At 61.4% G+C, this 11,988-nt stretch carries 10 protein-coding genes; 4 read left to right on the top strand and 6 right to left on the bottom strand.

The annotated features are described in order from the left end of the window. Together VF672_RS07150 and VF672_RS07155 are read right to left on the bottom strand one after the other, a co-directional pair. Positions 1-551, bottom strand: a 551-nt coding sequence (locus VF672_RS07150) for a mechanosensitive ion channel family protein (RefSeq protein WP_331103095.1), incomplete at its 3' end; no start/stop codon positions are given. Between the two features lie 146 nt (positions 552-697). Continuing rightward, complete coding sequence (locus tag VF672_RS07155; RefSeq protein WP_331103079.1) at positions 698-1,183, bottom strand: YajQ family cyclic di-GMP-binding protein; 486 nt, start codon at positions 1,181-1,183, stop codon at positions 698-700. Positions 1,184-1,357: 174 nt separating this feature from the next. Between VF672_RS07155 and VF672_RS07160 the strand changes: the two genes are divergently transcribed. From VF672_RS07160 to VF672_RS07170, 3 genes are all read left to right on the top strand, one after another. Continuing rightward, on the top strand, positions 1,358-2,275 hold the full coding sequence (locus VF672_RS07160) for a putative 2-dehydropantoate 2-reductase (protein WP_331103097.1): 918 nt from the start codon (positions 1,358-1,360) through the stop codon (positions 2,273-2,275). A 63-nt stretch (positions 2,276-2,338) separates the two neighbouring features. After that, entirely contained in the window at positions 2,339-4,387 is a 2,049-nt protein-coding gene (locus VF672_RS07165) for a sensor histidine kinase (protein WP_331103081.1), read from the top strand. A gap of 4 nt (positions 4,388-4,391) precedes the next feature. After that, on the top strand, positions 4,392-4,970 hold the full coding sequence (locus tag VF672_RS07170) for a cob(I)yrinic acid a,c-diamide adenosyltransferase (RefSeq protein WP_331103083.1): 579 nt from the start codon (positions 4,392-4,394) through the stop codon (positions 4,968-4,970). Between the two features lie 209 nt (positions 4,971-5,179). On the opposite strand, the gene VF672_RS07175 is transcribed toward VF672_RS07170, so the two are convergent. The 4 genes from VF672_RS07175 to secA all read right to left on the bottom strand — a co-directional run bounded on the left by VF672_RS07175 (position 5,180) and on the right by secA (position 10,893). Then, positions 5,180-6,124 carry a Nudix family hydrolase gene (locus VF672_RS07175; RefSeq protein WP_331103085.1) on the bottom strand — a complete coding sequence of 315 codons (945 nt, stop codon included), beginning with the start codon at positions 6,122-6,124 and terminating at the stop codon, positions 5,180-5,182. A gap of 2 nt (positions 6,125-6,126) precedes the next feature. After that, entirely contained in the window at positions 6,127-6,753 is a 627-nt protein-coding gene (locus tag VF672_RS07180; protein ID WP_331103087.1) for a glutathione S-transferase family protein, read from the bottom strand. A gap of 37 nt (positions 6,754-6,790) precedes the next feature. After that, positions 6,791-8,008 carry a bifunctional glutamate N-acetyltransferase/amino-acid acetyltransferase ArgJ gene (argJ, locus tag VF672_RS07185; RefSeq protein ID WP_331103089.1) on the bottom strand — a complete coding sequence of 406 codons (1,218 nt, stop codon included), beginning with the start codon at positions 8,006-8,008 and terminating at the stop codon, positions 6,791-6,793. 134 nt (positions 8,009-8,142) lie between these two features. Next, entirely contained in the window at positions 8,143-10,893 is a 2,751-nt protein-coding gene (secA, locus tag VF672_RS07190; protein WP_331103091.1) for a preprotein translocase subunit SecA, read from the bottom strand. A 320-nt stretch (positions 10,894-11,213) separates the two neighbouring features. On the opposite strand from secA, the gene VF672_RS07195 reads away from it, so the two are divergent. Continuing rightward, positions 11,214-11,666 (top strand): DUF721 domain-containing protein, encoded by a 453-nt coding sequence (locus VF672_RS07195; protein ID WP_331103093.1) that lies wholly within the window; start codon positions 11,214-11,216, stop codon positions 11,664-11,666. Positions 11,667-11,988 lie beyond the last annotated feature (322 nt).

An 11,988-nucleotide genomic window follows, 5' to 3' on the forward strand; every position in this document is an offset into this window, starting at 1 on the left:
GTGATCTTGCGCGTGGGCTGACGGTTGGTGTTGGTGATGATGCCGTTGGACAGGTTGCCGTTGGGCAGGATCACCGTCTTGTTGTCGCCGGTGCGCAACACGGTATGGAAGATTTGAATACCATCCACCGTCCCCGACACGCCCTGGGCTTCGATCCAGTCGCCGATGCGAAACGGGCGAAACAAAAGAATCAACACCCCGCCGGCAAAGTTCGCCAGGCTACCCTGCAATGCCAGGCCGATGGCCAGGCCTGCGGCACCGATCGCGGCGACGAATGAGGTGGTTTCGACCCCGATCATCGAAGCAACACTGACGATCAGCAGAATCTTCAGAATGATGTTGGTGATGCTGCTGATGAAGCCCTGCAACGCCAGGTCGACATGGCGCAGTGCCAACAGCGCGCCCACTCGGGAAGTCAGTCTATTGATCAGCCACCAGCCAACCAGCAAGACGACCACTGCCAGCAGCACTTTGCTGCCGTACTGCATGACCATCGGGATCCAGGCCTGAGAGGCCTTCACCAGATGGTCTACCTGGCCGTTCAAATCCAAGTCCATCTATCTCTCCTCGGGTCGCGACACGAAAGGCTGAAGCAACGGTACCGAGTGGGCCCGTCACCTCAGCGACCTCAATTCGGACGCACAGGAGCCCCTCGGGTTCCTGCCAAAACGAAATCGCAGGCCAAATCGCGGCGCAATCAGTCGCGGAAATTGTTGAATTGCAGGGGCATGCCGAACTCATGATCGCGCAGCGCGGCGATGGCCTCTTGCAGGTCGTCACGCTTTTTGCCGGTGACGCGCACTTGCTCGCCTTGAATCGCGGCCTGGACTTTGAGCTTGGCCTCCTTGATGTGAGCAACGATTTTCTTCGCCAGCTCCTTGTCGATGCCTTCCTTGAGCGTGGCTTCCTGTTTCATGACTTTGCCGGACGCAAAGGGATCCTTCAATTCCAGGCACTGCACGTCAATCTTGCGCTTGACCAGGGCCAGCTTGAGGATCTCGATCATGGCTTCGAGCTGAAAACCTTCCTCGGCAGTCATCTTGATCAGCAGGTCTTTTTCGGTGAACTCGAAGCTGCCTTTGCCTTTAAGGTCGTAGCGGCGGTCCAGCTCCTTGATGGCGTTGTCGACGGCATTCGTGACTTCGTGTTTATCCAGTTCGGACACTACGTCGAACGAGGGCATGTAGATTCTCCAATTGATACGGCGCGGCTCAACATGTGGATGGAGCACGCCTGACTTGACGGTATGAAAGCCCGGTCATTATAACGAGACTTTTCCCACGTTCATGTGAGCCTGCGATGTTGATTTCGTTTTCCTTTCACGCGCATCTATCCGCGTCGAGCGTGGCTTCTCTTGATTGCTGACGGCTGGCATGTGTTGGGCGCGGGCAGTCTGGGCACTCTTTGGGCCACGCGCCTGGCGCGGGCCGGCCTGCCGGTGCGCCTGATTCTGCGTGACGAAACCCGCCTGTCGGCCTACAACGCGCAAGCGGGCCTGACGCTCAACGAGCACGGCCAGCGCCAGACATTCGCCATCCCGGCTCAGACCGTCAGCGCAGATCAGCCCATTCAGCGCCTGCTGGTGGCGTGCAAGGCCTATGACGCCGAAGGCGCGGTCGCGGCGATAGCCCACCGCCTGACCGACAAGGCTGACGTGCTGTTGCTGCAAAACGGTCTGGGCAGCCAGGACGCCGTGGCCGCCATGCTGCCTGCCGCGCGCTGCATTTTTGTTTCCAGCACCGAAGGCGCTTATCGCGATGAAGACTGGAGCGCGGTGTTCGCCGGGCAAGGCGCCAATTGGCTGGGCGACGCGCAACGTGGCGCGGCACCGTCCTGGCTGGACGCGCTTCAGCAGGCGGGCATCCCGCATCAGTGGACCGCTGACATCCGCCAACGCCTCTGGCGCAAGCTTGCGCTCAATTGCGCCATCAACCCGCTCACCGTCCTGCACCAATGCCGCAACGGCGAGTTAAGCGCTCATGCAGAGGAAGTGACGGCGCTGTGTGCCGAACTGGGCGCGCTGTTGCGACGCGCCGGTCAGCCCGGTGCGGCCGAAGGCTTGCTGGAACAAGTGCAACAGGTCATCGCCGCCACCGCTGCGAATTATTCCTCGATGTATCAGGATGTCGCCCAAGGCCGCCGCACCGAGATCCGCTATCTGCTCGGGCACGCCTGTGCCACGGCAACGGCGCTCGATTGTCCGGTGCCGAGGCTGAACCAGTTGCGCCTGCGCCTGATCGAACACCTCAGCGCCCGGGGCTTGCCCTGCGACTGACGGGTTTGCTCACAAGCAGAACAGCGCTACCCTGCCCGCTTCCCACTCCGGTGACATTGCCCCATGCCATTGCGCCAGCGCCTCGAAAACCTGCCGGTCGGTCAGAAGCTACTGGCCGCTCTGTTGGTGTTGCTTACCACCGTGCTGGTGGTCGCCAACCTGACCTTCATCAGCGCCGCCTATTACATCTCCCAGGAAGCGATGGCGCCCCAGGCGTTGCAAACCATCGGTCGACTGATCAGCAATCCCGGGCTGTCCGAGCAGGCGCTGTCCTCGACTTACAACGCCCAGGCGCTGCTCAAGGAGCTGAAAAATTACGGCCCATTGCGGGCGGCGGCGGTGTACGACAGCGGCGGTACGCGCCTGGCGCAGATGCAGCAGGGCGACAAGTTGCGCATGCCCGAACACTACCGGGACCTGGATAACTGGCGCATCACCGAGTTTCGCAATACGCAGGTCATCCCCATTCCGAAAGCCGGGCAAGCGCCGGGGCATCTTTTGCTGGTTGCGAGCAGCGAATTGCCGACGGCGTTCTACACCGGCACGCTGACGGCCAGTATCGGGATTCTGATCTTCAGCATCCTGCTCTGGGCCGGCGTGGCCCGGCAGATCCGTCGCTTCATCACCGAGCCGATCTACGAACTGGAAGACCTGTCGCGGCGGGTGACCCGCGAGGAGAATTACGCGCTGCGGGCAGGGCCCGGCAACCAGGACGAAATCGGTTCGCTGGCCGAGGCGTTCAACACCATGCTGTCGCGCATGGAAGCCCGCGAGTTGCAGCTGCGACGCGCGCGCGATGAATCTCAGGAAGCCTACGATCAGGCCCAGGGGCTGGCGGAAGAAACCCGTCACACCAACCGTAAGCTGGAGCTGGAAGTCCAGGTCCGCAGCAAGATCGAGAAGAAGCTCACTGGTTTCCAGAATTACCTCAACAGCATCATCGACTCCATGCCGTCCGCGCTCATCGCGCTGGACGAACAGCTGTACGTCACGCAATGGAATCAGGAGGCCGGCGCCCTGTCCGGCACACCGCTGGACGAGGCGCTCAATCAGCCCATTTATTCGGCGTTCCCGCCAATGCGTGCCTTTCTGCCACAGATCAAACAGACCGTCGAGCGCCACACCGTCACTAAGATCGAACGCGTGACCTGGGTCAAGGGGGAAGAGTCGCGGCATTACGCCCTGACCTTCTACCCCCTGACCGGCGATGCCGGGCGCGGTGCGGTCATCCGCATCGACGACATCACCCAGCGCCTGTCGCTGGAAGAAATGATGGTGCAGTCGGAAAAAATGCTCTCGGTGGGCGGGCTGGCCGCTGGTATGGCCCACGAGATCAACAACCCCCTCGGCGCGATCATGCACAACGTGCAGAACATCCGGCGCCGGCTCTCGCCCGATCTGCCGAAGAATCTGGAGCAGGCCGAGCAGGAAGGCATCGAGCTGGCGGCAGTGAACCAGTACCTGATCGCCCGGGAAGTCCCGCAATTGCTCGACGGTATCCAGTCAGCCGGGGCACGGGCCGCGAAGATCGTCAGCCACATGCTCAGTTTCAGCCGACGCAGTAACCGGCAACTGGCGCCTTGTGATCTGCCCGCGCTGATCGATCAGGCGGTCGAGATCGCCAGTAACGATTTCGACCTCACCATCGGCTTTGACTTCAAGGGCCAGAACATCATTCGCCAGTTCGATCCTGCCTTGGGTCCGGTGCCTGCGACCGCCAACGAACTGGAGCAAGTGCTGCTCAACCTGCTGAAGAATGCGGCCCAGGCCATTCATCAGCGCGAGGACGACAGCGAGCCGGGGCGCATCATTCTGCGCACGCGCTTGAACCCGCCGTGGGCGGAGATCCAGGTCGAGGACAACGGCGTCGGCATGTCCGAGAGCGTGCGCAAGCGAACCTTCGAGCCGTTTTTCACCACCAAGGAAATCGGCCAGGGCACAGGCCTGGGGCTGTCGGTGTCGTATTTCATCATCACCAACAACCACAAAGGCCAGATGGAAGTGCACTCTACCCTCGGCCAGGGCACCTGCTTCACCTTGCGCCTGCCGCTGGTGGACAATTCGATAGATATGCCTGCACCACAGGTCATTGGTCAAAACGACCGGGAGTAGAGCTATGGGATTTCGCTTGTCGAAAATTTACACGCGTACGGGTGACACCGGCGAAACCGGCCTCGGCGACGGCCGTCGGGTGCCGAAGGACCATCCACGGGTCGAGGCCATCGGTGAGGTGGACTCACTGAACAGCCAGGTCGGCGTACTGCTGGCCGGGCTTCAGTCGTCAGTGGCGACCCACCCGGGGTTGCAGGAAGTGATCGACGTGTTGGTACCTTGTCAGCATCGGTTGTTCGACTTGGGCGGCGAGCTGGCGATGCCTGAATATCAGGCACTGAATGCGCAGGAAATCGAGCGTCTGGAGGCGGCAATCGATCACTGGAACGAGGAGCTGGGGCCGCTGGAGAATTTCATTCTGCCGGGCGGCTCGGCGCTGATCGCACAGGCCCATGTTTGCCGGAGCCTGGCGCGCACCGCCGAACGGCGCTGTCAGCATCTCAACGCGGTCGAGCCCTTGGCCGGGGTCGGGCTGGCGTACATCAATCGGTTGTCGGATTTGCTGTTTGTCGCGGCGCGCATCATTGCCCGGCGCGAGGGCGTGGCGGAGATCCTGTGGGAGCCGGCGAAGAAGCCGCAGTGATCGTCGCATCGCGCGAACTGGCTGATTAGACGGCCGAGATTGCCGCCCTCTCTGTAGGAGCCGGCTTGCTGGCGAACGCGTCCGGTCAGAACATTCATGCCGCCTGGCATGAGGTGTTCGCCAGCAAGCCGGCTCCTACGAGGTTTTATGCGTCTGGTTCATCGAGGGGCGTTTTGGCAATGCAAGCGCGCCCCTGCATGTTATTTTCATCAGCCCTGCGGCCAGAACGCTCTGATACCGGCCACACCCTGTGCGCCAGATGCCCAGGCCTGCTGACGATCCGCCGGCCCTACCCCGCCTAGCAGATAAACCGGTTTGCTGAACCCTGCGATCAATTCGCGAGCCTTTTCCCAACCCAGCGGCTGTGCATCAGGATGGCTTTGCGTGGGCAGCACAGGCGAGAGCGTGACGAAATCCACGCCCATCTGCTCGGCCAGGCTTAGCTCTTCAGCGCTGTGACACGACGCGGCCAGCCAGCGGTCCTCAGGAAACGGACGGCCCTTGCTGGCGTATTTGCGCAGCTGTTCGCTGGTCAGGTGCCAGCCCGCCGCGGGGAAGTCGCCCAGCCACTCACGCGGGCCTTTGAGCATCAACTGCGCCTTGCCCGCACACAGCCCGACCGCGTCCACCGCGACGTCACGGTATTTCGGGTCGTACATATTCGGCGCGCGCAGCTGAACCAGCTTGATGCCGGATGCAACCGCCGTGCGTATGCCGCGCAGCAGTTCAGGCGTGTCGAGGTCGTCCGGGGTAATCAGGTATTCGCTCGGCAAACGGGCCGCCGCGACGATGGGCCGATTGGCCGCCGGAAACTCATACTCGGCCAGTTCCCGCTGCGACACCCACGCCAGCGGTTGACCCTCGACGCCGTGAGGCTCGCCGGTGAACGAGGAGACTTCCCAGACGTCGAGCAACACCTGTTTGTCCGGGTAATCGTGCTGGATTTTGATCAGTGGACGCGCTGCGGTGACGGCAATACCGAGCTCTTCGTGCAGCTCGCGGGACAACGCGGCCTCGACGGATTCATCCGCCTCGACCTTGCCGCCGGGAAACTCCCACAGGCCGCCCTGATGCTGTTTGTCTGCGCGTCGGGCAATGAGGATCTTGCCGTCGGTGCCGCGGATCACCGCCGCGGCCACATGGATGCGTTTCACGTTCAACCTTCCTCCAGACCTGCTTGCTGCCAGCGCTTGAACTCAGGCCACTGATAAATCGTTTCAACGTAAGCTGCCGCGTCCGCTGGCAGTTCGACGTGATAGCTGCGAAAGCGCACGGCGACCGGCGCGAAGAACGCGTCGACAATGCCCGGCGCCCCAAACAGGAACCCATCGCCCACGCCCGACGCCGCGCGGCATTCACGCCACAGGGCAACCATGCGATCGATGTCGGCCTGGGCTTCAACGGGGATGACCTCCAGCGCTTCGTCATGGCGCACATCCATCGGCATATTCGAACGCAGCCCGACAAAGCCGCTGTGCATTTGCGCGCACGCGGACCTCGCCTGCGCACGGGCCGCTGCGTCTGTCGGCCACAAGCCGGCGTCGGGGAAGCGCTCCGCCAGATACTCACAGATCGCCAGTGAATCGACGATGGTGCCGTGGTCGGACTTGAGTGCCGGGACTTTACCGGTCGGCGAATGCTCAAGAATCAGGCGCGTGGTGTCGGCCTGATTCAGACGAATCACCTGATCGGTGAACGCCTCGCCGGTCAGCGCAAGCACCAGCCACGGGCGCATCGACCAGGAGGAATAGCGTTTGTCGCCGATGATCAGGTGCAGGCTCATGTGTGGGCTCCATTGAAACCGGTGGTGTCGCTTAGGCTCAGGTGCGGTATTCCGCGTTGATCTTCACGTATTCGTGCGACAGGTCAGTGGTCCAGATGGTTTCGCTGCAATCGCCACGGCCCAGTTCGATGCGGATGGTGATTTCTTCCTGCGCCATCACCAGCGAGCCCTGCTCCTCAGTGTAGGTGCTGGCGCGGCTGCCTTTGCTGGCAATGCAGACGTCGCCCAGAAACACGTCGATCTTGCTGACGTCGAGGTTCGGCACGCCGGCACGCCCTACCGCCGCGAGAATCCGGCCCCAGTTCGGGTCCGAGGCGAACAGCGCTGTCTTGATCAGTGGGGAATGGGCGACGGTGTAACCCACGTCCAGGCATTCCTGATGAGTGCCGCCGCCGTTGACTTCGACCGTGACAAACTTGGTAGCGCCCTCGCCGTCCCGCACGATGGCCTGGGCGACGTCCATGCAAACCTCGAAGACGGCTTTTTTCAGCGCCTCGAACAGCGGGCCCTTGGCCTCGGTCACGGCTGGCAAGTCTGCCTGGCCGGTGGCGATCAGCATGCAGCAGTCGTTGGTCGAGGTGTCGCCATCGATGGTGATGCGGTTGAACGACTTGTTGGCGCCGTCGCGAATCAGGTCCTGCAGCACGCTCGGCGCCACGCTGGCGTCGGTCGCGATGTAGCCCAGCATGGTCGCCATGTTCGGACGAATCATGCCGGCGCCTTTGCTGATACCGGTCACGGTAACGGTCACGCCATCAAGCACGAACTGCCGGCTCGCGCCCTTCGGCAGCGTGTCGGTGGTCATGATCCCGGTGGCGGCCGCGGCCCAGTTGTCCACGGACAGATCATCCAGCGCCGCCTGCAGCGCGCCCTCAATCTTCTCGACGGGCAACGGCTCGCCGATCACGCCGGTGGAAAACGGAAGCACTTCGCTGGCATCCACGCCTGTGATCTCGGCAAGCTTCGCGCAAGTGCGCTCGGCAGCCGCGAGGCCCGGCTCACCCGTGCCGGCGTTGGCGTTCCCGGTGTTGGTCAACAAATAACGCACGGTGCCCTGCACCCGCTGCTTGGCGAGGATGACCGGCGCTGCGCAGAACGCGTTGAGGGTGAACACGCCCGCTACGCTGGAGCCTTCGGCGCAGCGCATGACCACCACATCTTTGCGCCCGGGGCGCTTGATGCCGGCAGAAGCGACGCCGAGTTCAAAACCGGGAACCGGGTGCAGCGTCGGCAAAGGACCAAGACCAACAGCCATGAAGTGCGCTCCTTGAAGTACAGCCACACCGTGCGACATCGCCGGCACGGCTCGATTGATTGAAAAACGCCGCGACGGCTGAGCCGGTCGCGGCGTGATTTTACAGTTCAGCTACCGCCTGTCGCGGTGTCAACTCAGTTGATCTGACCGTGACAGTGCTTGAATTTCTTGCCCGAACCACACCAGCACAGCTCGTTGCGACCCAGCTTCTGGTCGTTGCGAACCGGCGACAGTGCAGCGGCAGCCGCCACCGCGACGTCTTCACCGTCTTCGGCGAGCAGGTCAGGCTGATCGAGGCCTGGGGCTTCGGCGTGCTGGAACTGCATGCGCTGCGCCAGCTCTTCGGCCTCGCGGCGCAGACGCGCCTCTTCCTCGGCCGGATCTTCGCGGCGTACCTGAACGTGAGACAGCACACGGATGGTGTCGCGCTTGATCGAATCGAGCAGTTCCTGGAACAGGGCAAACGACTCGCGCTTGTATTCCTGCTTCGGGTTCTTCTGAGCGTAACCGCGCAAGTGGATACCGTGGCGCAGGTGATCCATGGTCGACAGATGGTCTTTCCACAAGTCGTCCAGGACGCGCAGGAGAATCTGCTTCTCGAACGTACGCAGCGCCTCGGCACTGGCCTGGTCTTCTTTCTCGTTGTAGGCCGCCAGAATGGCTTCCATCAACTTCGGACGCAGGGTGTCTTCGTTGAGGTGGTCGTCTTCGTCGAGCCACTGCTGAATAGGCAGCTTGACGCCGAAATCGCTGTTCAGCGCGGCTTCCAGGCCGGCGACATTCCACTGCTCCGGCAACGACTGCGGCGGGATGTGCGCGGTGATGGTGGCGTCGAGCACTTCTTCGCGGAACTCGGCGATCGTGTCACCAATGTTGGTCGCAGCCAGCAGGCTGTTACGCATGTGGTAAATCACTTTACGCTGTTCGTTGGAGACGTCGTCGAACTCCAGCAGTTGCTTGCGGATATCGAAGTTGCGGCCTTCGACCTTGCGCTGCGCTTTTTCGATGGCGTTGGTCACCATGCGGTGTTCGATCGCTTCGCCCGACTGCATGCCCAGCGCTTTCATGAAGTTCTTCACCCGGTCAGAGGCGAAGATGCGCATCAGGCTGTCTTCCAGCGACAGGTAGAAACGGCTGGAACCGGTGTCACCCTGACGACCGGCACGACCGCGCAGCTGGTTGTCGATACGGCGCGATTCATGACGTTCCGAAGCGATCACGTGCAGGCCACCCGCTTCGATCACCTGCTGATGACGCTTCTGCCAGTCAGCCTTGATCTGTGCGATCTGCTCAGGGGTCGGGTCTTCCAGGCTGGCCACTTCCACTTCCCAGTTGCCGCCCAACAGAATGTCAGTACCGCGACCGGCCATGTTTGTGGCGATGGTCAGCGCACCCGGGCGACCGGCCTGGGCGATGATTTCAGCTTCTTTTTCGTGGAACTTGGCGTTCAGAACCTTGTGGTCGATGCCTTCCTGACGCAGCAGGTTGGACATGTGCTCCGAGGTCTCGATCGTCGCGGTACCCACCAGCACCGGACGTCGCTCGGCCAGACAGGCTTTGATGTCGGTGATGATCGCCGCGTATTTCTCTTCGGCGGTCAGGTACACGAGGTCGTTGAAGTCTTTACGCGCCAACGGCTTGTTCGGCGGAATGACCATGACGGCCAGGGCGTAGATCTGGTGGAACTCGAACGCTTCGGTGTCCGCCGTACCGGTCATGCCGGACAGCTTGTTGTAGAGACGGAAGTAGTTCTGGAAGGTGGTCGAAGCCAGTGTCTGGCTCTCGGCCTGGATGTTGAGGCCTTCCTTCGCTTCGATGGCCTGGTGCAGGCCTTCTGACAGACGACGGCCCGGCATGGTACGGCCGGTGTGTTCGTCTACCAGGAGGACCTGGCCATCCTGAACGATGTACTCGACGTTGCGATGGAAAAGTTTGTGTGCGCGCAGACCGGCATACACATGGGTCAGCAGGCCGAGATTATGCGCGGAGTAGAGGCTCTCGCCTTCCGCCAGCAGGCCGACTTCGGTGAGCATCTCTTCGATGAACTGGTGACCGGACTCGTTCAGCTCGACCTGACGGGATTTCTCGTCAATGGAGAAGTGACCCTGCTTGGTGACCTCGCCTTCCACTTCCTCGATGTGCTGCTCGAGCTTGGGGATCAGCTTGTTGATTTCGGTGTAGAGCTTGGAGCTGTCTTCGGCCTGGCCGGAGATGATCAGCGGCGTACGGGCTTCGTCGATGAGGATCGAGTCCACTTCGTCGATCACGGCGAAATTCAGTTCACGCTGGAATTTGTCTTCCAGGCTGAACGCCATGTTGTCGCGCAGGTAATCGAAACCGAATTCGTTGTTGGTGCCGTAGGTGATGTCCGAGGCGTAGGCGGCGCGCTTTTCTTCCGGCGGCTGGAAAGGCGTGACAACGCCTACGGTCAGACCGAGGAATTCATACAGCGGTCGCATCCAGTTGGCGTCACGACGGGCCAGGTAGTCGTTCACCGTGACCACGTGCACGCCTTTGTCGGACAGTGCGTTGAGGTAGACCGCGAGGGTCGCGACGAGGGTTTTACCTTCGCCGGTCCGCATCTCGGCGATCATGCCTTCGTGCAGCGTCATGCCACCGATCAGCTGCACGTCAAAGTGACGCATGCCCATGATGCGCTTACCGGCTTCGCGGCAAACCGCGAAGGCTTCGGGCAAGAGCTGGTCGAGGGTCTCACCTTTGGCTACGCGGGCCTTCAACTCATCGGTCTTGGCGCGCAGCTGTTCGTCCGAGAGGGCGACCATTTGCTCTTCGAAGCTGTTGACGACCTGGACCGTCTTGAGCATGCGCTTCACTTCGCGCTCGTTCTTGCTTCCGAAAAGTTTTTTTAACAAAGGTGCAAACATATCGAAAGGATCTTCCACACATAGGGATGGAGGGCGGCCCCGTGAGTCGCCCGAGCAGCCCTGATGGCCGCATGCGAACGAGCATTCTACCCGGAAATGGTGGTGAGGAAAGTGGCGTTATTCCACGATGCTGGCACAGCAATGTTACGGGGCAGAAGTACAATAGGGGCATTTCTTGCGACTTCAACCCACGCGGGCCAGAAGTTTGGTTAATGTTTTTTCATGATTGCCAGGCGCATTTGCACGTCAAATGCCTGACCAGAAGGTGCGTAGACACTTTCTGTTAACATCATGCGCTGGCAAGACTAGGCACTTCAATCATGGCATTTCGTCCCCTTCCGGCTCGCGCACCGGCTGTCCTGCTGCGCGAGGCCCGCCCCCTCAAAGCCATCTTCAACCACGCGCAACGACTCGCGCACTTGCAGCGTTTGCTGGAAAGCCAGCTGCAACCGGCCGCGCGCGAGCATTGCCATGTAGCGTCATGGCGGGAGGGCACGTTGCTGCTGATCGTCACCGACGGCCACTGGGCCACTCGATTGCGTTACCAACAGAAGCGTCTGCAGCGGCAGCTCGTTGCGTTCAAAGAATTTGCCAACCTCACCCGGTTGCAGCTCAAGGTTCAGCCGGCGAGAACGCACCAACGTGCGCTGGATCATTCCCGGGACTTGTCCGTGTCTGCAGCCGAGACCATCACCGCGACGGCGGAAGGCATCAGCGACCCGAAATTGCGCGCCGCGCTTGAGCGACTGGCGGCACATGCAGTGCCGAAATAAGGCTGGGCAGTCCTGACTCCAGGACCGCCTCTCCGATTCGCAGCATTCAGCCAGATAATGCACGCGGAGCGTCCTCGGATGCATAGCCACGCAGAGCGTGGGCACGATCAGCCTCAGCCCCCTTTGGCCAAGTCCAAAAATGCCAGCGCCCTTACTGGCCCCTTCCCGGCTAAAGCCGGTCCCACTAAAAAGCACCGCGTACACCTGCGGGACCGGGGGCGCACCCCCGTAGGACCGGCTTCAGCCGGGAAGCTTTTGATCTGCTTTAAAGCTTTTGATTTTCCTACGCAAAAAGTCCTAACACCGCAAAACGCGACTTGGG

This window comes from Pseudomonas sp., assembly GCF_036387035.1.
Lineage (GTDB): Bacteria > Pseudomonadota > Gammaproteobacteria > Pseudomonadales > Pseudomonadaceae > Aquipseudomonas.